This is a genomic window from Leifsonia sp. RAF41, assembly GCF_052114085.1.
Classification (GTDB): Bacteria; Actinomycetota; Actinomycetes; order Actinomycetales; family Microbacteriaceae; genus Leifsonia.
The window spans coordinates 1,925,304-1,946,389 of the sequence record NZ_JBFREB010000001.1 but is presented as its reverse complement, the minus strand read 5'-3'; the positions used below and the strand labels follow the sequence as shown (position 1 = coordinate 1,946,389).

Below are 21,086 nucleotides of genomic sequence, written 5' to 3'. Positions count from 1 at the left end.
AACCCCTTGCCCCCCATTGAAAGGTTCGGCAACTCCCCATGGCCTTTGACCCGTTGACCATCGTGATGGTCGTCATTCTGGCGGCCCTCGTCTTCTTCATGTTCCGGAACAGCCGCAAGCGGCGTCGGGACCAGGACGAGACCCGCTCGAAGATGGTGCCGGGGGCTGAGGTCATGACCAACTTCGGTCTCTACGGAACCCTCCTCTCCGTCGACGAGAGCGACAACACCGCCCTCATCGAGACCAGCCCGGGCCACGTCGTCAAGGTGCACCGTCAGGTCCTCGCCCGCGTGGTCGAACCCACGGTCGCCGAGCCCACCGAGACCGACGGCGACGTCGTCGCCGGACCTGCCGTCGAACTGAACGAGGATCACGCGATCCCCGCCGACTCCGATGCAGCGCAGCCCGAGTACGGCGAGCGGCTCGATGACTCGTCGAAGAAGCGCTCACAGAACGACGACTGACACATTTTCCTGTGCTCCGGTGCCCGAGAGGCGCCGGAGCACTCGTAGAAAGCTGAGTACCTAGGTGGCAAAGTCGACCCCGGTCAAGAAAGCCTGGCGTTCGCTGACGTGGCTCGGCGTCCTCGTGGTGGTGCTGCTCGGCACCCTCACCGCGGGCGTCCTGTTCTCCAACGCGACCTGGCTGCCCAAGCTCGCCCTCGACCTCGAGGGCGGCACCCAGATCATCCTCTCGCCGCAGGTGGAGAACGGTCAGTCGGTGCAGCAGGAGCAGCTCGACCAGGCGGTGTCGATCATCCGCCAGCGCATCGACGCGTCCGGCGTCTCCGAGGCGCAGATCTCGACCGAGGGCTCGCGAAACATCGTCGTCTCGCTGCCCGGCAAGCCGGACCAGGCGACACTCGACCGCGTCAAGTCGAGCGCGCGTCTCGACTTCCGCCCGGTACTCGTCGCCGGCGGTCCGACCAACGAGGTCGTCGGAGCGGACGGTAAGTCCACTCCGGCTCCGACCCCGGCTCCCGGTCTGCAGTCCACGCCGTCCACCAAGCCGACGAACGGCAGCGACCTCGCGTGGGTCACTCCGAAGCTGCAGGCGGAGTTCGACGCCTACGACTGCAAGGCGAACGCGAACAAGACCTCGAGTTCGGCTCCGACCGATCAGCCCCTCATCACCTGTGACGACCAGAACCAGGTCAAGTACCTGCTCGGGCCGGTCGAGGTCAAGGGTCAAGACATCAAGGACGCCAGCGCGGGGCTGGTGCAGAGCTCGCAGGGCGTGACCACCGGCCAGTGGGCCGTGAACATCGTCTTCAACGACGCGGGCACCAAGGCGTTCTCCGACGTCACCACGCGCCTGGTCGCCCTGCAGGGCTCGCAGAACCAGTTCGCCATCGTGCTCGACGGCAAGGTCATCTCGGCGCCCACGACGCAGGCGGCGATCACCGACGGCAAGCCGCAGATCACGGGTAACTTCACCGAGACCACGTCGAAGGCGCTGGCCGATCAGCTGAAGTTCGGCGCGCTGCCGTTCAGCTTCAAGGTGCAGAGCCAGGACACGATCTCGGCCACGCTCGGAACCGCTCAGCTGCTCAGCGGTCTGATCGCGGGGCTCATCGGCCTCATCCTGGTCGGCATCTACACCTTCTTCCAGTACCGCCTGCTCGGCCTCGTCACGATGACCTCCCTCGTGGTGGCCGGTGTGCTGACCTGGCTGACGATCTCCCTCCTGTCGTGGCACTACGACTACCGGCTCTCGCTCGCCGGTGTCGCGGGCCTGATCGTCGCGATCGGCTTCACGGCCGACTCGTTCATCGTCTACTTCGAACGAATACGAGACGAACTGCGCGACGGCCGTGGTCTCGAGTCCGCCGTCGAAGCCGGGTGGGGCCGCGCACGCCGCACCATCTACGCGTCGAAGGCGACCAACCTCCTGGCCGCAGTCGTGCTGTACGTCCTCGCGGCAGCCAACGTCCGCGGGTTCGCGTTCACCCTGGGGCTCACGACGATCATCGACGTCATCGTGGTGCTGCTGTTCACCCACCCGACGCTGCAGCTGCTGGCGCGCACGAAGTTCTTCAGCTCCGGCCACCCGCTGTCCGGGCTCGACCCGGAGGCGCTCGGCGCGGTGTACCGCGGTGCGGCGAAGTTCCGGGCTCCGACGGTCCCCGTCGGCGCCGGCACGGCCGCCCGCAGCAGCAAGGAAGCGGCACGCCGCCAGACGATCGCCGAGCGCAAGGCGGCAGAGCTCGCCGGCGCCTCGACGTCCTCGGATCGTTCGACCGAGGGGAAGGATTCCTGATGGCCAGCCGTCTCGTGAAATTCGGTAACGACCTCTACACCGGGGCGCGCTCGATCGACTTCGTCGGCCGACGCAAGATCTGGTACTCGATCGCCGCCGTCATGGTGGTGCTCTCGATCCTCGTCCCGGTCATCAAGGGAGGGTTCAACTTCTCCATCGAGTTCCGCGGTGGTTCGCAGTTCCAGGTGAGCGAGGTGTCCAGTACGGACACCGACAAGGCCCAGGCCGCGGTCACCAGTGTCGTGCCGAGCGCTGTCTCGCACGTGAGCGTGGTCGGTAACAACGCGGTTCGCGTGCAGACCGACCAGCTGTCCGAGTCGCAGACGCACGACGTCTCCGAAGCCCTGGCGAAGGCGTACGGCGTAGACCCGTCGGAGGTCTCGGCGACGTTCATCGGGCCGTCGTGGGGTGCGGACGTGACCCAGCAGTCCATCCAGGGCCTAGTGGTCTTCCTCCTGCTCGCGTTCATCGCGATGGCGCTGTACTTCCGGACGTGGAAGATGTCGGCGGCCGCGATCGTGTCGCTGTTCCACGACCTCATCATCACGGCGGGCGTCTACGCGCTGGTCGGGTTCGAGGTCTCGCCTGCGACCATGATCGGCTTCCTGACGATCCTCGGCTACTCGCTGTACGACACCGTCGTGGTGTTCGACAAGGTGCGGGAGAACACCAAGGAAGAGCTGGAGCTCACGCGGCGGACTTTCGCGGAGTCGGTGAACCTGGCGGTCAACCAGACCCTCGTGCGGTCGATCAACACGGCCGTCGTTGCCGTGCTGCCTGTCGCGTCCATCCTCTTCATCGGTGCCTACGCTCTCGGCGCCGCGACGCTGCGCGACATCTCGCTCGCACTGCTGATCGGCATCATCGTCGGTACGTATTCGACGATCTTCCTGGCGGCTCCGATGTACTCGCAGTTCCGCGAGGGCGAGGCGGCGATCCGCAAGCACGACCAGAAGGTCCGCTCGATCCGGCCCAAGGCCACGATCAAGACCGATGCCGTCGCCACGGCCGCGGAGTAGTCGAACCGGATGACCGACGCCTCCGCATCCACCGGTTTCCTGGCCGAGGACGAGGTGTCCGCCGCGCTCGCGCGCGAGCTGACCGATGCCGGCTCGGCCTGGCTGCTCGATGTCCGCGAGGCCTACGAGTGGGAGGCCGGCCATGCGCCGGCCGCCCATCACATCCCGCTCGGCGAGCTCGGGGCGCGCCAGCACGAGCTGCCCGAGGACCGGCAGATCCTCGTGGTCTGCCGCAGCGGCGCCCGATCGCGAACGGCGACAGACGCTCTCAACGAGGCGAACTACCCGGCGGCCAACGTCGCGGGCGGAATGGGCGCGTGGCAGGCGGAAGGGTCTCCCGTCGAACGGGACGACGGTACGCCAGGAGCGATCGTCGAGCCCGAGCGGCGTTGACCGTGACAGAGGGGTGGCCGAAAGCGGCCATAATGGACGACAGGAGGCGCGCGAATGGTTGATACGACGACATCGCAGAGCGCTTCCCTGCGCCGTCTGGTGCCGCGCATCTTCTCGCGGGCCCAGCCCTCGGGCGCCGTCGAGACACTGATGCGCACGGTGCGCATGCACCATCCGAAGGCCGACCTCTCCCTGATCGAGCGGGCTTACACGGTCGCCGAGCGAGCTCACCGCGGTCAGAAGCGCCGCTCGGGTGAGCCGTACATCACGCATCCGGTCGCCGTCGCGCAGATCATCGCGGACCTCGGCATCGGTGCCAAGACGATTGCCGCAGCGCTGCTGCACGACACAGTCGAGGACACCGAGTACACCCTCGACGAGCTGCGCGACCAGTTCGGCGACGAGATCGCCATGCTCGTCGACGGCGTGACCAAGCTCGACAAGGTCAAGTACGGCGACAGTGCCCAGGCCGAGACCGTGCGCAAGATGATCGTGGCGATGTCGAAAGACATCCGTGTCCTGATCATCAAGCTGGCCGACCGCCTGCACAACGCTCGGACATGGGGCTTCGTGCCGGCCGCTTCGGCGACCCGCAAGGCGACGGAGACGCTCGAGATCTACGCTCCGCTCGCACATCGCCTCGGAATCCAGGCGATCAAGTGGGAGCTCGAAGACCTGTCGTTCGCGGTGCTCTACCCGAAGCTGTACGCCGAGATCGAAAGCCTCGTGAAGCAGCGCACACCCGAGCGCGAGCGGCTGGTGCAGCAGGTCATCGACGCGATCAACGACGACCTGAAGTCGGCGAAGATCCGCGGCAAGGTCGTCGGCCGGCCGAAGCAGTATTACTCGATCTATCAGAAGATGGTCGTGCGCGGTCGTGAGTTCGACGACATCTATGACCTGGTGGGTATCCGCGTACTCGTGAACACCGTGCGCGACTGTTATGCGGTGCTCGGGCAGATCCATGCGCGCTGGACTCCGATGCCTGGTCGCTTCAAGGACTACATCGCGACCCCGAAGTTCAACCTGTACCAGTCGCTCCACACCACCGTCATCGGCCCGCAAGGGCGCCCGGTCGAGATTCAGATCCGTACCGAGGAGATGCACCAGCGGGCGGAGTTCGGTGTCGCCGCGCACTGGAAGTACAAGGAGCAGACCACCGGCAAGAGCGCGGGTGGCCCAGGAAAGAACGACACGGACCTCGCCTGGCTCGCGCACATTTCGGACTGGCAGGCCGAGACCGCCGACCCGAGCGAGTTCCTCGACTCGCTGCGCTTCGAGATCGGCGCGAAAGAGGTCTACGTCTTCACCCCGAAGGGGCGGGTCATCGGCCTCCCCGCGGGCGCGACGCCGGTCGACTTCGCGTACGCGGTCCACACCGAGGTCGGCCACCGCACCATGGGCGCGAAGGTCAACGGGCGGCTGGTCCCTCTCGAGAGCAGCCTCAACACGGGCGACGTCGTTGAGATCTTCACATCGAAGAACCCGGACTCCGGCCCCAGCCAGGACTGGCTGAACTTCGTCAAGAGCCCCCGCGCGCGGAACAAGATCCGCCAGTGGTTCACCAAGGAGCGCCGCGACGAGGCGATCGAGCAGGGCAAGGATGCGATCGCCCGCGCGATGCGCAAGCAGAACCTGCCGCTGCAGAAGCTGATGACGCAGGATGCCCTGGGCGAAGTCGCGTCGTCGCTCAAGTACCCCGATGTGTCGGCGCTCTACGCAGCGATCGGCGAGGGACATGTCTCGACCCAGTCGATGATCGAGAAGATCGTCGCGTCGCTGCAGACCGAAGTCGAGTCGGACAGCGAGCTGGAGATCCCGGTCAAGGGGCGTCGGCAGCTGCGCAACAGCGACTCCGGCGTCCTCGTGCGCGGTGCGCCAGACATCCTGGTCAAGCTCGCCAAGTGCTGCACGCCGGTTCCCGGTGACCCGATCGTCGGCTTCATCACTCGGGGGCAGGGCGTCTCCGTGCACCAGGCGAACTGCCACAACGTGCAGTCGCTGCTGCAGGAACCCGAGCGGATGATCGACGTCGAGTGGGCGCCGAGCTCGAAGAGCATCTTCCTGGTGCAGATCCAGGTCGAGGCGCTCGACCGCTCGGGCCTCCTCAGCGACGTCACGCGTGTGCTGTCCGAGCACCATGTGAACATCCTCTCTGCAACCGTCACAACGTCGAACGACCGACTGGCACTGAGCCGCTTCGTGTTCGAGATGGGCGACACCACCCACCTCGACCGGGTTCTCAACGCCGTGCGCCGTATCGACGGCGTCTACGACGTCTACCGCGTCAGCGGAGGCTGACCCCGGCGCTCGGCAGTGTCGCGCGAGCGACCGTCGGCACGCGGCTCCGCGCCAGCGCGCACCCCTTCCGGCGGCTCGCCCGCAGGTGGTCGTCGAACTCCGCCGGGGTGACGTCCGCGAGCGCGAGCAGATGACGCACCTCCAGCGCGTGGCAGGCGTCGAACGCACCGGGCACGCTGATCAGGTCGACAGCGGTTCGGAGAGGCGTCGTCACCCGCGTGGGCCCCAGCACGACCGAGTCGTCTGCCTCGAGGGTGCGGTGGCACGCGTCGATCATGGGGGACGAGACCCGGCCTCGGCGTTTCGACGGCACGCACACCTGGGGGATCGGCGGCGGGGATGACCGCGTGCCATGGATCCACGCAGCGGAGCCGCGGTCGGCGACGGTCCACGTGGGCGCGGAAAGAGCGAACGCGTGCGCGCGCAATTCGGGCCCATCAGGCGTTTCCGCCGTCGCGAAGGCATCGCCGACGCGGTACAGGTGGCCGTCGAGACAGAGGGCGAGCAGCTCCACCATGGGGAGCACGCTCGCGTCGAGCAGGGGCGCGGATACCGAGGTCATGCCTCCAGCATCGCCGAGCGTGCCTCCGGGCGGTCCGGCGCGACGGAACCGGGGGAGAACCCGTCGCTCAGCGCAGCTGTGGACGGATCAGCCGAGCCGACTCAACCGAGCGCGTCCAACCAGACTTTGCGGGCGTCGAGCGCCTCCTGGGCCGCCTTCACCTTCGAGCTGTCGCCGGATGCCTGCGCTTCTGCCAGCTCGTGCTCGAGCTTGGCGATCGCCGCGTTGAGCTGGCTGGCCAGACCCTCCGAGCGCGCCTTCTTCTCTGGGTTGTTCTTCTCCCAGTGCTCCTCATCGAGCCGGCGAACCGCAGTCTCGATCCGACGGAGGCGGTCTTCGATCGGGCGGACCTGCTCGCGCGGAACGCGACCGATCTGATCCCACCTCTCCTGGATGGACAGCAGCTGAGCACGAGCGGTCTCGCGGTCGGTCGCCTTGAGCAGCGGCTCCGCCTCGTCGAGAAGGGCGAGCTTGGCCTGGAGATTGGCGTCGTACTCGACGCTGTCGCGCGCATCCACTTCGGCCTTGGCGGAGTAGATGGCGTCGCCGGCCGCCTTGAAGCGGGCCCACAGGGCGTCGTCGTTCTTCTTGCCGGCGCGGCCAGCAGCCTTCCACTGGTCGAGCAGACGGCGGTACTCCGGCACTCCGTCGGCGCCGAGGGGAATAAGCTTCTCGGCCTCTTCGATGAGCGCGTTCTTGCGGTTGCGGACGTCGCGGTGCTGCGTGTCGAGCTCCGCGAAGAACGCCTTGCGGTTGTGCTCGATGGTCGCGCGGGCGGCGCGGAACCGCTTCCAGAGCTCGTTGGCTTCGTTCTTGGGGAGGCGCGGGCCGTCGTGCTGGTGCGCCTGCCAGCGGGCGAAGAGAGCGTCCAGCTCTGTGCTCGTCGTCTTCCACTGGGTGCGGGCAGGGTCTTGCGCGGCCAGTGCCTCGGCCTGCTCGACGATGGTCGTGCGCTCGGCGATCGCAGCGTCCACCGCAGCTTTCGCCTCGGCGGTCTGCTGCTCGGTCAGTTCTTCGACCGTGCCGCCCAGCGCATCCAGTCGCGCCAGAAGGGAGGCGAGATCGCCGACGGCATTGGCGCCGTCGACGGCCTTGCGCAGGTTGGCGACGGACTTCGCGATATCCGCGGCGGGAGCGCCGCGGCGCGCCCGCTGCTCGAGCAGGCCCACCTGGCCGGCAAGGTCGGTGTACTTGCGCGTGAAGTAGGCGAGCGCCTCTTCGGCCGAGCCGTCGGGGTATTCGCCGACGACGCGTTCGCTGTCGCCCTCGCGGACGTACACGGTCCCGGTGTCGTCGACACGTCCCCAGGGGTGCTGTTCAGAAGTAGCCAAGAGCCTCACCTTGCTGCTGCGCGATGCGGGCGGGATGCCGCCCCACGTGGGAATCAGCCTATTGCACGTGCCGCGGTCACTGCAGGGTGAAGGTCTCGATCGTGGTGGCGACGGCCGGCTTGCCGTCGGTCGAGCCACCCTGGACACCCTTGTCGGTGACCTGCTTCTTGAGCTCGTCGAGGCCGGAGGTCACGTGCCCGATGACCGTGTAGCCGCCCGCCTGATCGGCCGGGATGGTCGTGTCGTCGTAGACGATGAAGAACTGGCTGCCCTGGCTGCTCGCGTTGTTGCTCTGCCGCGCCATGGCGATCGTTCCCGCCTTGTAGACGTTGTCGGTCGGGGCGTTCTCGATCGGGCCGTACTCGTAGCCGGGGCCGCCGCTGCCGGTGCCCTCGGGGTCGCCGCACTGCAGCACGTAGAAGCCGCCGTTCGTGAGGCGGTGGCAGGTGAGCCCGTCGTAGAACTTCTTCTGCACGAGGGACACGGTGGACGAGACGGCCTGCGGGGCGGCGGCACCATCGAGGGAGACACCGAGCGGGATGCCGTTGATCGTCATCGTTCCCGTCCAGGTGCGGCCCTCGGCGAGTGTCTTCGGCGGTACGGCGCCGGCGGACGCCGTCGCGCTGGGCGTCGGCGAGGGCGACCCGGATGCCTTGGCGAGCCCCGGTCCGGCGGAGAAGTAGAGGAGCTGCGTGCCCACGGCCAGTGCGACGATGACGATGGCGGCGATTCCGGCCACCCAGTTGTCACGCTTGCGTCGCTTGACCTTGTGCTCGTGGACGGTCTGTCGCGCCTGGTAGGCGCGGAGCCGCTCGCGGGCCTGTCGCGCTTCGCGGTCGTTCTGCTTCGGTGCCAACTCAAGTCCTCCGGCGGTCCGTACGGGGGAAGTCCGCGAGGCCTCGCCCGCTGGATCATGGAGAACCTTATCCGCCGCGCCTATGGAGGACAAACCCGGCCTTTCCCGACGATGAGCGTCCCGGGCAGGAGTGTCAGAGGTCGCGACTACTCTTGACGAGTGGTCGACGTGCAACCTGGGCTCCGGACGGGAGCGACTCCGCTCGCGGTGCGCATGCGCCCGAAGTCGCTCGACGAGGTCGCCGGTCAGCGTCACCTCCTGAAGCCCGGCTCGCCGCTCGTCGCCCTCGCCTCCGACAAAGAGGGGCAGTCCGGTTCCGTCTCCGTCATCCTCTGGGGCCCTCCCGGCACGGGCAAGACGACCCTCGCACAGGCGATCGCGCACTCCTCGGGGCGGCGCTTCGTCGAGCTGTCGGCGGTGACCGCCGGCGTGAAAGATGTCCGGCTGGTGATGGACGAGGCGCTCTCGACGCGCGATCTGTACGGTGTCTCGACAGTCCTCTTCCTCGATGAGATCCACCGTTTCACCAAGGCGCAGCAGGATGCTCTGCTTCCGGGCGTTGAAAACGGCTGGGTCATCCTTGTGGCCGCGACCACCGAGAATCCGTCGTTCTCGGTCATCTCGCCTCTGCTCTCGCGCAGCCTGCTGCTGACGCTGGAGACGCTCAACGACGACGACCTCGGTGTCGTCGTCGATCGCGCGGTGAGCGACGAGCGCGGACTCGGCGGTCAGTACACGCTCGACCCGGAGGCTCGTGCCGCCCTGGTCCGCCTGGCGTCGGGCGACGCACGGCGTGCGCTGACGGCGCTCGAGGCCGCTTCGGTCACCGCCGCGTCGTCGACGCCGGCCACCTCCAAGAAGAAGCCGGTGATCACGGTCGAGCTGGTCGCGCAGGCCGTCGACCGAGCGCTCCTGCGCTACGACCGCAACGGCGACGAGCACTACGACGTGATCAGCGCCTTCATCAAGTCTGTCAGGGGCTCCGACGTCGACGCCTCGCTGCACTATCTCGCCCGCATGATCGAGGCGGGGGAGGACCCGCGCTTCATCGCCCGGCGCATCATCGTGCTGGCGTCGGAAGACATCGGGATGGCCGACCCGCAGGCGCTCGTGATCGCGATCGCCGCCGCCGACGCCGTGCAGATGATCGGGATGCCCGAGGGTCGCATCCCTCTCGCTCAGGCCGTCGTGCACCTGGCGACCGCTCCCAAGTCGAACGCGGCGTACATGGCGTTGGATGCGGCGATCGCCGACGTGCGCGCCGGCAAGATCGGCCGCGTGCCGAAGCACCTGCGCGACGCGCACTATTCGGGCGCGAAGCGGCTGGGACACGGCAAGGGCTACAAATACCCGCACGACGACGCGCTCGGGGTCCTCGAACAGCAGTACCTGCCCGACGAACTCGACGGTACGACCTACTACACACCGACGGAGCACGGCAATGAACGGGACGTCTCCGCGCGGCTCGCGAAGCTGCGCCGCATCGTGCGCGGACGCTGATCGTCCTCTGCTATTATTGATCCGCCTAGAAGTGTGTCCGGGGTGCGGCTGCCACGTTCACATCTTCGACGGGACTGGCCCTGTAGCCGGGCGTCCCTGGCGACAATCCCTCTCTCTGCGGGCGATGCGTCATTAGACGCGCGTGCGCCCGCGTCCACATACTTCAGAGAGAAACCGAAAGGAAACCGTGTCTTCACGTTCCCGCAGCAAGACCCGCGAGTCGCGGGCCCTGGGCATCCCGCTCACCCCGAAGGCGGCGCGCTACATGGAGAAGCGCCCCTACGCTCCGGGTGAGCACGGCCGCACCAAGCGCAAGGCCGACTCCGACTACGCGGTGCGTCTTCGCGAGAAGCAGCGCCTGCGTGCCCAGTACGGCATCCGCGAGAAGCAGATCAAGATCGCCTTCGAAGAGGCCCGCCGCACCAAGGGCCTGACCGGTGAGAACCTGGTCGAGCTCCTCGAGATGCGTCTCGACGCCCTCGTGCTCCGTGCCGGCTTCGCCCGCACCATCACGCAGGCCCGTCAGTTCGTCGTGCACCGCCACATCCTCGTGGACGGCCAGCTCGTCGACCGCCCGTCGTTCCGCGTCAAGCCGGGTCAGCTCATCCACGTCAAGGCCCGCTCCGAGGGCACCGAGCCCTTCCAGGTCGCGGCCGCCGGTGGCCACCTCGACGTCCTCCCGAAGACCCCGGGCTACCTCGAGGTCGAGATCGACAAGCTCCAGGCGCGCCTCGTTCGCCGCCCGAAGCGTGCCGAGGTCCCCGTGACCTGCGAGGTCCAGCTGGTCGTCGAGTACTACGCGGCCCGCTAAGGCTCAGCGTCTTCACTCCCGGAACGGGGTCGCGGCATCATGCCGCGGCCCCGTTCCTCGTTCCGCCGTCCGTTCCCGAGACCCGCGCATACGGCTACGCTTGACCGGTATGCCCGTGGCGGAATGGAAGGAGCCCACATGTCCGGTGGAGACATCGCAGGGTTGATCGCGGCCGTCGTGTTCGCGGTCCTCGTCGGCTTCATCGCCATCCCGCTGCTCAAGCTGGGGCGCGTGCTCGACTCGACGCGTGACGCGATCAAGGAGGCGAGCGACGGCATCACGCCGATCCTCGACGAGACCGCGACGACGCTGCAGGAGACGAACAAGCAGCTCGCCCGGGTCGACGTGATCACGAAGAACGTCGCGGATGTGACGGGCAACGTCTCCTCGCTGGTCGCCCTCTTCGCCGCGACGGTCGGCGGTCCGCTGATCAAGCTGGCCGGATTCAGCGCGGCCGCGCGTGCGGCCTTCAAGGCGGCAGGCGGGTTCGCCTCGCGTGACTCCGCCTCTTCCCGGAGCAGGCGCGGCGACTCCCACTAGACTTGATTCTCGTGCGCCGCGCGCCCGCGCGTGGCGTCGTCCAGAGAGGGAGGATCAGCATGAAGAGTTTCCTGTGGCTGCTCATCGGTGTCGCCATCGGCTTCACCGTCGCCCACCAGGTCAACGAGACCAAAAAAGGTCGCGAATTCTTCACCAACATGGACCAGAAGGCGCGCGATTTCGGCGAGGCCATCTCCGACGGCTACCGGCAGCGCGAGGCCGAGATCCGTTCGGCCATTCAGGGCGACTGACGCCCCGTCCTCCTCACCCAGACCCGATCGACCGGAAACCATGCAGACTGCTGAAATCCACCGCCGCTGGCTCGACTTCTTCGCGCAGCGCGGTCACACCGTCGTCCCCTCCGCCTCCCTGGTCAGCGACGACCCGTCGCTGCTGTTCACGGTCGCCGGAATGGTGCCGTTCGTCCCGTATCTGACCGGCGTCGTCCCCGCGCCGTTCCCGCGTGCGACGAGTGTGCAGAAGTGCATCCGGACGCTCGACATCGACGAGGTCGGAAAGACGCCCCGCCACGGCACGTTCTTCCAGATGGCCGGCAATTTCTCGTTCGGCGACTACTTCAAGGAGCAGGCCATCACGTTCGCGTGGGATCTGCTGACCACGTCGGAGGACGAGGGCGGCCTGGGCTTCGACCCGAAGGATCTGTGGGTCACGGTCTACGAGGAGGACGACGAAGCGCGCGAGATCTGGCAGCGCGTCTCCACCCTCCCGCCCGAGCGCATCCAGGACCTCGGCAAGGACACCAACTACTGGTCGACCGGCCAGCCGGGTCCTGCCGGACCCTGCTCGGAGATCTTCTTCGACCGCGGCCCCGCCTACGGCATCGACGGCGGCCCGGCGACGGACGACGACCGCTATGTCGAGATCTGGAACCTCGTCTTCATGCAGTACCTCCGCGGCGAGGGTGACGGCAAGAAAGACTTCGACATCCTCGGCGACCTGCCGAAGAAGAACATCGACACCGGCCTGGGGCTCGAGCGCGTCGCGTTCATCAAGCAGGGCGTCGACAACATGTACGAGATCGACCAGGTGCGGCCGGTGCTCGACCGCGCTGCCGAGCTCGCCGGCAAGCCGTACGGCAACGAGGCGCACGAGGACGACGTGCGGCTCCGGGTGGTCGCCGACCACGTCCGCAGCGCCCTGATGCTGATGGCCGATGGCGTGACGCCGTCGAACGAGGGCCGCGGTTACGTGCTGCGCCGCCTGATGCGCCGCACGGTGCGCGCGATGCGCCTGCTCGGTGTCGAGACGGCGACGTTCCCGGAGCTGTTCCCGGCCTCGCGCGACGCCATGAAGGCGGCGTACCCGGAGGTCGGGACCGAGTTCGATCGGATCTCGCAGCTGGCGTATGCAGAGGAGGAGACGTTCCTGCGCACGCTCGCCGCGGGCACGAGCATCCTCGACACCGCCGTCGCGACGACGCAGAAGGAGGGCCGCAAGCAGCTGGCCGGCGACACCGCGTTCCTGCTGCACGACACCTACGGCTTCCCGATCGACCTCACGCTGGAGATGGCGGAGGAGGCGGGCCTGACCGTCGACCGCACCGCGTTCGACAAGCTGATGTCCGACCAGCGCTCGCGCGCCAAGGCGGACGCGAAGGCGAAGAAGACCGCCTTGGCCGACCTGTCGGTCTACAGCGCCTTCCGCTCGCTCGGTGAGACGGTCTTCACGGGCTACACGGAGCTGGAGACGGAGTCGAGCGTGCTCGGGCTCATCGTCGACGGTCGCTCGGTCGACCGGGCGCGCGAGGGTCAGGTCGCGGAGATCATCCTCGGCGCCACCGCGCTGTACGCGGAGTCCGGCGGTCAGGATGCGGACGCCGGAACGATCGTCGGCCCCGGCTACGAGCTCGAAGTGCTCGACGTGCAGAAGCCCGTCAAGGGCCTGATCAGCCACAAGGTCCTGGTCCGCAACGGCGAGGTCGGCGTGGGCGCACCCGCAACGAGCCTGGTGGACGCGGATTACCGCCGCGGTGCGCGGCAGGCGCACTCCGGCACCCACATCATCCACGCGGCGCTGCGTCAGGTGCTCGGCTCGAACGCGCACCAGTCCGGCTCGTACAACAAGGCCGGCTACTTGCGGCTCGACTTCTCGTGGAACCAGGCGCTCTCCGCCGAGACGCGCAGCGAGATCGAGGAGATCTCGAACAGCGCCATCCGGCAGAACCTCGAAGTCACCACGCGCGAGCTGCCGCTGGCCGAGGCCAAGTCTCTCGGCGCCATGGCCCTGTTCGGGGAGAAGTACGGAGACGTCGTGCGCGTCGTCGACATCGGCGGCCCCTGGTCGCGCGAACTCTGCGCGGGCACCCACGTCTCGACGAGCTCCGAGATCGGGATGATCAACCTGGTCAGCGAGTCGTCGGTCGGTTCCACGAACCGCCGCGTCGAGTCGCTGGTCGGCTTGGAGGCGTTCAAGGACCTCGCGGTGGAGCGGACCATCGTGTCGCAGCTGTCGGGCTCGCTCAAGACGCCGCGCGAACAGCTCCCGGAGAAGATCGCCGACCTGATGGCGAACCTCAAGGCGGCCGAGAAGCGCATCCAGGCGTTCGAGGCACGCGCAGTGCTCGACAAGGTGCCGGGGCTCGTGCAGTCGGCGACGCGTCGCGGCTCCGTGATGGTCGTGGCGGAGGATGCCGGCTCGCTCAACACGGCGGACGACCTGCGCCTGCTGGTCACCACGGTGCGCGAGCGGCTCGGGTCGGATGCGGCGACGGTCGCCCTGGCTGCTCGGGCCGGCGGAAAGCCGGTCGTCATCGTCGCGACCAACCAGGCGGCACGTGACGCAGGCGTCAACGCGGGCGCGCTCGCCAAGTCGGCGGCCGGTGTGCTCGGTGGCGGTGGCGGCGGAAAGGCCGACCTGGCTCAGGGCGGCGGCACGGACGCGGACGCGATCCCGGCGGCGTTGAGCGCGGTCGTGTCGGCGATCGGATAGCACCGCGTGCGCAACGGGGTCCGGATCGGCGTCGACGTCGGGAAGGTGAGGATCGGTGTGAGCCGGTCCGACCTCCACGGGATGCTGGCCACCCCGGTGGAGACGGTCGCCCGCTCCAAAGATGCTGCGGATCGGCGCCGGATCACGGAGATCGTCGGGGAACTCGGAGCCTTCGAGGTTATCGTCGGGTTACCGCTGGCGCTCTCCGGCGCGCACACCGCCTCCACGGCGGACGCGATCGGTTTCGCCGAGGCGCTGGCCGCCGAAGCCGGCGTTCCTGTCCGTCTGGTCGACGAGCGCCTGTCGACAGTGTCGGCGACCCAGGCGCTACGCGCGTCGGGCAGGAACACGAAGAAGGCGCGTCCGGTGGTGGATCAGGTCGCGGCCACGATAATTTTGCAGCACGCCCTCGACGCGGAACGGGCCACAGGCCGTCCGCCGGGTGACACCGTCGAAACGAGCATTGGACAGTAGCTTGTCTCAGAACCCCCAGGAGCGGCCGGAGCCGCCCGTTTTCCCGGCCGTGAACCGTCCGCCGGCGCCCGAGCAGGCACCCGCACCGGACGCGACCCCGGGTGACGAGCGTCCGCCGATGACCAGGCGGGAGGCCCGCGCGGCCCGCGAGGCGCAGGCTCGTGAGGCGCAGGAGCGCGAAGTGCAGACGGCACCCGACAACCCGTCTCTCGCTCCCGAGCCGATCCACGACGGAGCCCCGATCTCCTCTCCGACGCCGACCATGGAATCGTCGGCCGACCGCGCCGCCCTCGCCGGCCTCGATTTCGATGCGGTCATCACCGGTCCGATTTCGCAGGTCGAAGAGCCGCAGCCGGTCGGTGTGGCGGCCCGTCACGGGGCCGACGAGCACACGTCCTCGCACCACGACCATCCTGCGCGTACTGTGTTCGGAGTGCTCGAGGACACCGAAGACGAGACCGCTCAGGACGGGCATCCGCTCGCGTGGCGGCAGCAGAACTACCTGTCGCATGACGAGCCGCCGAAGAAGAAGCGGCGGTGGATCAAACGCCTGATCGTCACGATCGTGATCCTCGGCATCCTGGGCGGCATGGCCGGTGGCGCGTACGCCATCTTCCAGCCCCAGATCGCCAAGGTGCAGAATGCGCTGTTCCCGCCCGAGAACGACTACAAGGGCAGCGGCACGGGCGAGGTCATGTTCACGATCAAGTCCGGAGACGATGGCTCGACGATCTCGGACAACCTGGCGAAGGCCGGCGTGGTGAAGACGTCCGACGCCTTCTACTCCCTCCTGCTGCGGCAGAAGCCCGAGGCGCAGTTCCAGCCCGGGGTGTTCAAACTCGCCAAGCAGATGAGCGCCGCAGCGGCACTGGCCGCGCTGCAGGATTCCAGTTCCCGGGTCGAGAACACGGCCGTCATCCCCGAGGGGACGGCGGAGAAAGACATTCTGCAGACGGTCGCGGACTCGACCAAGATCCCGCTGGCCGACCTCCAGGCCGCCTCCGCGAACCCCGCGGCCTACGGCCTGCCGCCCGAGGCCAAGTCGTTGGAGGGCTTCCTCTTCCCGGCGACGTACACCTTCGCTCCCGGCACAACGGCGCAGCAGGCGATCAAGACCATGGTCGACCGGATGTTCCAGTCGCTGGACGAGGCGGGTGTCGCGCCCGCGAACCGGTGGAACACCGTCGTACTGGCGTCGGTCGTGCAGCGAGAGGCCGGCCTCAAGGACGACTACCCCAAGGTGGCACGGGTGTTCCTGAACCGGATAGCGCAAGGCTGGGACCTCCAGTCCGACGCGACGGTCGCCTACGGCACGGGCCACACGGACAGGGTGACGACGACGGACGCCGAGAGGGCGGACCCGGCCAACCTGTACAACACGTACGTTCACCCGGGGCTGCCGGTCGGGCCGATCTCGAACCCGGGCGACCTGGCGATCAACGCGGTGCAGCATCCCGCCGACGGCACGTGGATGTACTTCGTGACGTGGAACCTCCAGACGGGCGAGACGATCTTCTCCACCACTCAGGCCGAGCATGACGCCGCAGTGGAGAAATGGCAGCAGTGGATGAAGGACAACCCCGGCTATGAGTGACTCCAGCAAGCGTGCGCGCGATGAGGATGCGGCCGAGCCGATCGTGCTCGAGGACGACGCGGTGCCGGAGACGGACGAGGTCGTGGACGGCGAGGCGGCCGTCGAGGACGGTCTGTCGGAAGCCTCGGCGGAGGCCGGGATCGCGCAGCTCGTCGAGGCGGAGCGCCAGGCGCAGGCCGAGGAGGCTGCCGTCGCTGAGGCGGAGGAGGCCGCCGAGCGCGAAGAGCCGGAGGACGAAGCCGAACCCGAGGCGGACGCCGCGGTCGCGACCAAGCCCGCCCCGGCCAAGGCTGCAGCCAAGACGCCGGCGAAGCCGCGCAAGCCCAAAGCTCCCGGCCGCCGCCTCGCGGTGCTGGGCTCGCCGATCGGACATTCCCGGTCTCCGGAGCTCCACCGCGCCGCTTATGACGCTCTGGGCCTCGACTGGTCCTACGAGGCCGTCGACGTCACCGAGGAGGGGCTTCCGGACTTCATCGAGGGTCTCGGGCCTGAATGGCGCGGCCTCTCCCTGACGATGCCGCTGAAGAAGGCCGTCCTTCCACTCCTCGCGGAGACGGACCGCATCGCCGGTCAGACCGGAGGTGCGAACACCGTCCTGCTCGACGGCGAGAACCTCCGGGGCTTCAACACCGATGTCGCCGGGATCGTCCGCGCCCTGCACGCCGCCGGACTCGACGGCGCGCGCTACGTGCACATCCTCGGCGGGGGAGCGACGGCCGCGTCGGCTCTGGTGGCTGCCGCCGAGCTCGGCGCCGAGCGCGTGGACGTGCACGTCCGCGACCTCGCCCGCAGCGAGTGGATCGACCCGCTCGCCAACGAGCTCGGCCTCCGGGTGCGGGTCCGTCCGTTCTCGCAGGCGGACCGTTCGCTCGACGTCCCCGATGTCGTCCTCAGCACCCTGCCGGGCGGCACGATCACGGAAGCCGTGTACACCGACTCCACCCGCCGCCGGTCCCTGCTGTTCGATGTGGCCTACGAGCCCTGGCCGACTCCGCTGGCGCGCCAGTGGGAGTCGGTGGGCGGCCGCGTCGTGTCGGGTCTCGCCATGCTGGCGCACCAGGCGCTGCTGCAGGTCCGGATCTTCGTCTCGGGCGACCCGCTCCAGCCGCTGCAGGACGAGGCGGAGGTTCTCGCGGCCATGCTGGACGCGGTCGGCATCGACGAGCAGGGCGCCCCGCTGGAGGACTGACCGGGCGGGTAGCTTCAGCGCATTGTGCCAGAATCGAAGCATGCTTCGTTGGCTCACCGCCGGGGAATCCCACGGCCCCGAACTCATCGCCGTCCTGGAGGGTCTTCCCGCCGGGGTCCCGGTGTCTCTCGACGCCATCCGCGGCGACCTGGCGCGCCGCAAGCTCGGCTACGGCCGGGGCGCGCGTATGAAGTTCGAGCAGGACGCGCTGGACATCTCCGGCGGTGTGCGCCACGGCTTCAGCCTCGGCAGCCCGATCGCCCTGCGCGTCGGCAACACCGAGTGGCCCAAGTGGGTGGATGTGATGAGCCCCGAGCCTGTCGACCCGGCCATCCTCGATTCCGGTCGGGGCGCCCCGCTGACGCGTCCGCGTCCCGGGCACGCCGACCTGGTCGGGATGCAGAAGTACGGTTTCGACGAAGCCCGTCCCGTCCTGGAGCGCGCCAGCGCCCGCGAGACGGCCGCCCGCGTCGCCCTGGGCGCGATCGCCAAGGCGTTCCTGAACGAGCTCGGCGTCACCCTGGTCAGTCACACGCTCGCGATCGGCCCTGTCCGGGTGCCGGAGGACGCGCCGCTGCCGCGCCCGTCCGACGTCGACACGCTCGACGCCGACCCGCTGCGCTGCTTCGACCCCGCGACCTCCGAGCGGATGGTCGAGGAGGTGGACGCCGCCCACAAGGACGGCGACACGCTCGGCGGCGTCGTCGAGGTGCTCGCGTACGGCCTCCCGCCGGGACTCGGCTCGCACGTGCACTGGGACCGCAAGCTCGACGCGCAGCTCGCCGCCGCCCTCATGGGCATCCAGGCGATCAAGGGTGTCGAGATCGGCGACGGGTTCCTGACCACCACCCGTCGCGGTTCGCAGGCGCATGACGAGCTGCTGGCCGAGGACGGCACGATCGTCCGCACCAGCGACAAGGCGGGCGGCACGGAAGGCGGGATGAGCACCGGTGGCGTGCTCCGTGTCCGTGCCGGCATGAAGCCGATCGCGACCATCCCGCACGCGCTGCGCACGGTGGATGTGTCCACCAGCGAGGCCGCGCCGGCGCACCACCAGCGGTCCGACGTCTGTGCCGTCCCGGCTGCGGGCGTGGTCGCCGAGGCCATGGTCGCCCTCGTGCTGGCGAACGCGGTGCTCGAGAAGTTCGGCGGCGACTCCGTCACCGAGACGGCACGCAACCTCCGCGGCTACCTCGACAGCATCCCGCAGAACCTCACGACGGAGCGCACGAGCGCTCCGTACGCCTGAGCGCCGTGACCTCGCGGGACACCATCGCGCTCATCGGTCCGCCGGCCGCGGGCAAGTCACGGGTCGGAAAGAAGCTCGCGAAACGGCTCCGTCTGCCGTTCGTCGACACCGACGCCGTCGTGGTCGCGGCGCACGGGCCGATCCCCGAGATCTTCTCCGCCCACGGCGAGCCGTACTTCCGCGAACTCGAGCGCGCCGCGGTGGCGCAGGCGCTCCGCGAGCCCGGCGTCATCTCACTCGGCGGCGGAGCCGTGCTCGATCCGGAGACTCAGGCCGACCTCGCTGAAGCACGGGTGGTGCTGCTCACCGTCCGCCCGGAGGCCATCGCCCAGCGCATCACCAACGGCAAGCGTCCGCTGGTGACGGACCTGGAGTCGTGGAAACGACTGGTCGCGTCGCGCAGCGACCTCTACCGCTCGCTCGCCGACTACACCGCCGACACGTCGTCCCGGCCGATCGACACCATCGTGGCGGAGATCGCCGCCTGGGTCACCGGCGCGGAGAAAGAAGGACACGCATGACCGACGCACCCACCGAGATCGTCGTCTCGGGAACGGAGCCCTACCCCGTCCTGGTGGGGCGTGGGCTGCGCTACGACCTCGCCCCCTTCCTCGGCACCGGAGTCCGGAAGGTCCTGGTCGTGCACCCGCCGACGTTGGGCGCGGCGGCAGCCGAACTGCGCGAATCGCTGGTCGACCGGTACGAGGTGCTGCTGGCGGAGATTCCGGATGCGGAGGCCGCCAAGCGCGTCGAGGTCGCCTCGTTCCTCTGGCAGATCATGGGCCAGGCCGACTTCTCCCGCTCCGACGCTGTCATCGGCTTCGGCGGGGGAGCGGTCACCGACCTCGCGGGTTTCGTTGCGGCCACCTGGCTGCGCGGTGTGAAGCTCATCCAGGTTCCGACGACGCTGCTGGGGATGGTGGATGCGGCGGTCGGCGGCAAGACCGGCATCAACACGGCAGAGGGCAAGAACCTGGTCGGCGCCTTCTACGCCCCTGCCGCCGTGATCTGCGACCTGGACACGCTCACGTCGCTCCCGCGCAATGAGTTGCTCGCCGGCTTCGCCGAGGTCGTCAAGTACGGCTTCATCGCGGAGCCGGAGATCCTGGACACCCTGGAAGCGGACGTCGAGCGGGCGACCGACCCGGAGTCGCCGGAGTTCCGCAGACTCGTCGAACTGTCCATCGGCATCAAGGCACGGGTCGTCGGGGAGGACTTCACGGAGCAGGGCCTGCGCGAGATCCTCAATTACGGTCACACGCTCGGCCACGCGATCGAACACGCCGAACGCTACCAGTGGCGGCACGGCGCGGCGGTCTCCGTCGGGATGGTGTTCGCCGCCGAGCTGGCGCGCCTGAGCGGCCGCCTCGGTGACGACGCCGTGGACCGGCACCGCCGCATCCTGGAGTCGCTCACCCTGCCGGTGTCGTATCCACTCGGCCGCTGGCAGACGCTGCTCGCGACCATGCAGCGCGACAAGAAGACGCGGGGCAGTATGCTGCGCTTCATCGTGCTCGACGATGTGGGCCGCCCGACCGTGCTGGCCGGCCCGGACCAGAGCTTGCTGTTCGCCGCATACCAGGAGGTGGGTTCATGACCACGACGGGCATTCTCGTTCTCAACGGCCCGAACCTGGGCAGACTCGGCACGCGCGAGCCCGACGTCTACGGCTCGGGAACGCTCGACGACCTCCGCGCGCTGCTGCAAGAAGACGCCGAGGGCGACGCCATCGACCTCCGGCAGACCGACGACGAGGGCGAGCTGCTCGGCTGGCTGCACGAGGCCGCGGACTCGGGTGCCCCCGTCATCCTGAACGCCGGCGCCTGGACGCATTACAGCTTCGCGCTGCGGGATGCGGTCTCCCTCGTCACGAAGGCCGGGGGCACCGTGATCGAGGTGCACCTGTCGAATCCGCACGCCCGCGAGGAGTTCCGGCACACCAGTGTCATCAGCGCGGTGGCGACCGGCGTCATCGCCGGGTTCGGCTTCGAGTCATACCGGCTGGCCCTGGCGTTCATTCGCCGAAACGGGCGCTGACGTCTAGAATCTTGTGGGGCCG

General features: G+C 68.5%; 20 protein-coding genes. 17 read left to right on the top strand and 3 right to left on the bottom strand.

Going from position 1 to position 21,086, the window contains the following annotated elements; all coding sequences use genetic code 11:
- The first annotated feature begins 38 nt into the window (after nt 1–38).
- From AB4Y74_RS09370 to AB4Y74_RS09350, 5 genes are all read left to right on the top strand, one after another.
- Nucleotides 39–464 carry a preprotein translocase subunit YajC gene (locus AB4Y74_RS09370; RefSeq protein ID WP_441798820.1) on the top strand — a complete coding sequence of 142 codons (426 nt, stop codon included), beginning with the start codon at nt 39–41 and terminating at the stop codon, nt 462–464.
- A gap of 64 nt (nt 465–528) precedes the next feature.
- Nucleotides 529–2,259 (top strand): protein translocase subunit SecD, encoded by a 1,731-nt coding sequence (gene secD / locus AB4Y74_RS09365; RefSeq protein WP_441798819.1) that lies wholly within the window; start codon nt 529–531, stop codon nt 2,257–2,259.
- Nucleotides 2,259–3,278, top strand: a complete 1,020-nt coding sequence (gene secF / locus AB4Y74_RS09360) for a protein translocase subunit SecF (protein WP_441798818.1) — start codon at nt 2,259–2,261, stop codon at nt 3,276–3,278. Before secD ends, secF begins: the two co-directional genes overlap by 1 nt.
- 9 nt (nt 3,279–3,287) lie before the next feature.
- The gene (locus AB4Y74_RS09355) at nt 3,288–3,671 is read left to right on the top strand and encodes a rhodanese-like domain-containing protein (protein ID WP_441798817.1); all 384 of its coding nucleotides are present in this window, start codon (nt 3,288–3,290) and stop codon (nt 3,669–3,671) included.
- 54 nt (nt 3,672–3,725) lie between these two features.
- Nucleotides 3,726–5,972, top strand: a complete 2,247-nt coding sequence (locus tag AB4Y74_RS09350) for a RelA/SpoT family protein (protein ID WP_441798816.1) — start codon at nt 3,726–3,728, stop codon at nt 5,970–5,972.
- Here the strand turns inward: AB4Y74_RS09350 and AB4Y74_RS09345 are convergent.
- From AB4Y74_RS09345 to AB4Y74_RS09335, 3 genes are all read right to left on the bottom strand, one after another.
- Nucleotides 5,959–6,534, bottom strand: coding sequence for a type IV toxin-antitoxin system AbiEi family antitoxin (locus tag AB4Y74_RS09345; protein ID WP_441798815.1), 576 nt, complete (start codon nt 6,532–6,534; stop codon nt 5,959–5,961). The genes AB4Y74_RS09350 and AB4Y74_RS09345 overlap by 14 nt on opposite strands.
- A 101-nt stretch (nt 6,535–6,635) precedes the next feature.
- The gene (locus tag AB4Y74_RS09340; RefSeq protein ID WP_441798814.1) at nt 6,636–7,865 is read right to left on the bottom strand and encodes a DUF349 domain-containing protein; all 1,230 of its coding nucleotides are present in this window, start codon (nt 7,863–7,865) and stop codon (nt 6,636–6,638) included.
- 76 nt (nt 7,866–7,941) lie between these two features.
- Nucleotides 7,942–8,721, bottom strand: coding sequence for a peptidylprolyl isomerase (locus AB4Y74_RS09335; protein ID WP_441798813.1), 780 nt, complete (start codon nt 8,719–8,721; stop codon nt 7,942–7,944).
- Nucleotides 8,722–8,880: 159 nt separating this feature from the next.
- On the opposite strand from AB4Y74_RS09335, the gene AB4Y74_RS09330 reads away from it, so the two are divergent.
- The 12 genes from AB4Y74_RS09330 to AB4Y74_RS09275 all read left to right on the top strand — a co-directional run bounded on the left by AB4Y74_RS09330 (nt 8,881) and on the right by AB4Y74_RS09275 (nt 21,064).
- A complete protein-coding gene (locus tag AB4Y74_RS09330) occupies nt 8,881–10,221 on the top strand; it encodes a replication-associated recombination protein A (RefSeq protein WP_441798812.1) in 1,341 nt (446 codons plus the stop codon).
- A gap of 187 nt (nt 10,222–10,408) precedes the next feature.
- Nucleotides 10,409–11,032: a 30S ribosomal protein S4 gene (gene rpsD, locus AB4Y74_RS09325; RefSeq protein WP_441786164.1), complete on the top strand. Its 624-nt coding sequence runs from the start codon at nt 10,409–10,411 to the stop codon at nt 11,030–11,032.
- Between the two features lie 138 nt (nt 11,033–11,170).
- Entirely contained in the window at nt 11,171–11,572 is a 402-nt protein-coding gene (locus AB4Y74_RS09320; protein WP_441798811.1) for a DUF948 domain-containing protein, read from the top strand.
- A gap of 59 nt (nt 11,573–11,631) precedes the next feature.
- Nucleotides 11,632–11,823, top strand: a complete 192-nt coding sequence (locus AB4Y74_RS09315) for a hypothetical protein (RefSeq protein ID WP_441798810.1) — start codon at nt 11,632–11,634, stop codon at nt 11,821–11,823.
- A gap of 40 nt (nt 11,824–11,863) precedes the next feature.
- Entirely contained in the window at nt 11,864–14,521 is a 2,658-nt protein-coding gene (alaS, locus tag AB4Y74_RS09310; protein WP_441798809.1) for an alanine--tRNA ligase, read from the top strand.
- 6 nt (nt 14,522–14,527) lie between these two features.
- Complete coding sequence (gene ruvX, locus AB4Y74_RS09305) at nt 14,528–14,995, top strand: Holliday junction resolvase RuvX (protein ID WP_441798808.1); 468 nt, start codon at nt 14,528–14,530, stop codon at nt 14,993–14,995.
- Between the two features lies 1 nt (nt 14,996).
- The gene (gene mltG, locus AB4Y74_RS09300; protein WP_441798807.1) at nt 14,997–16,589 is read left to right on the top strand and encodes an endolytic transglycosylase MltG; all 1,593 of its coding nucleotides are present in this window, start codon (nt 14,997–14,999) and stop codon (nt 16,587–16,589) included.
- On the top strand, nt 16,582–17,778 hold the full coding sequence (locus AB4Y74_RS09295; RefSeq protein ID WP_441798806.1) for a shikimate dehydrogenase: 1,197 nt from the start codon (nt 16,582–16,584) through the stop codon (nt 17,776–17,778). Before mltG ends, AB4Y74_RS09295 begins: the two co-directional genes overlap by 8 nt.
- Nucleotides 17,779–17,818: 40 nt before the next feature.
- The gene (gene aroC / locus AB4Y74_RS09290; RefSeq protein ID WP_441798805.1) at nt 17,819–19,027 is read left to right on the top strand and encodes a chorismate synthase; all 1,209 of its coding nucleotides are present in this window, start codon (nt 17,819–17,821) and stop codon (nt 19,025–19,027) included.
- Between the two features lie 5 nt (nt 19,028–19,032).
- Complete coding sequence (locus tag AB4Y74_RS09285) at nt 19,033–19,548, top strand: shikimate kinase (RefSeq protein WP_441798804.1); 516 nt, start codon at nt 19,033–19,035, stop codon at nt 19,546–19,548.
- Entirely contained in the window at nt 19,545–20,624 is a 1,080-nt protein-coding gene (gene aroB, locus AB4Y74_RS09280) for a 3-dehydroquinate synthase (RefSeq protein ID WP_441798803.1), read from the top strand. The genes AB4Y74_RS09285 and aroB overlap by 4 nt, the downstream gene beginning before the upstream one ends.
- Entirely contained in the window at nt 20,621–21,064 is a 444-nt protein-coding gene (locus AB4Y74_RS09275; RefSeq protein ID WP_441798802.1) for a type II 3-dehydroquinate dehydratase, read from the top strand. The genes aroB and AB4Y74_RS09275 overlap by 4 nt, the downstream gene beginning before the upstream one ends.
- The last annotated feature ends 22 nt before the right edge of the window (nt 21,065–21,086 follow it).

Bases quoted from the DNA above. Each gene is read 5' to 3' on its own strand.
- AB4Y74_RS09370 (WP_441798820.1), top strand. From the start codon at position 39: ATGGCCTTTGACCCGTTGACCATCGTGATGGTCGTCATTCTGGCGGCC.
- secF (WP_441798818.1), top strand. From the start codon at position 2,259: ATGGCCAGCCGTCTCGTGAAATTCGGTAACGACCTCTACACCGGGGCG.
- AB4Y74_RS09355 (WP_441798817.1), top strand. From the start codon at position 3,288: ATGACCGACGCCTCCGCATCCACCGGTTTCCTGGCCGAGGACGAGGTG.
- AB4Y74_RS09350 (WP_441798816.1), top strand. From the start codon at position 3,726: ATGGTTGATACGACGACATCGCAGAGCGCTTCCCTGCGCCGTCTGGTG.
- AB4Y74_RS09345 (WP_441798815.1), bottom strand. From the start codon at position 6,534: ATGACCTCGGTATCCGCGCCCCTGCTCGACGCGAGCGTGCTCCCCATG.
- AB4Y74_RS09320 (WP_441798811.1), top strand. From the start codon at position 11,171: ATGTCCGGTGGAGACATCGCAGGGTTGATCGCGGCCGTCGTGTTCGCG.
- AB4Y74_RS09315 (WP_441798810.1), top strand. From the start codon at position 11,632: ATGAAGAGTTTCCTGTGGCTGCTCATCGGTGTCGCCATCGGCTTCACC.
- alaS (WP_441798809.1), top strand. From the start codon at position 11,864: ATGCAGACTGCTGAAATCCACCGCCGCTGGCTCGACTTCTTCGCGCAG.
- AB4Y74_RS09295 (WP_441798806.1), top strand. From the start codon at position 16,582: ATGAGTGACTCCAGCAAGCGTGCGCGCGATGAGGATGCGGCCGAGCCG.
- aroC (WP_441798805.1), top strand. From the start codon at position 17,819: ATGCTTCGTTGGCTCACCGCCGGGGAATCCCACGGCCCCGAACTCATC.
- aroB (WP_441798803.1), top strand. From the start codon at position 19,545: ATGACCGACGCACCCACCGAGATCGTCGTCTCGGGAACGGAGCCCTAC.
- AB4Y74_RS09275 (WP_441798802.1), top strand. From the start codon at position 20,621: ATGACCACGACGGGCATTCTCGTTCTCAACGGCCCGAACCTGGGCAGA.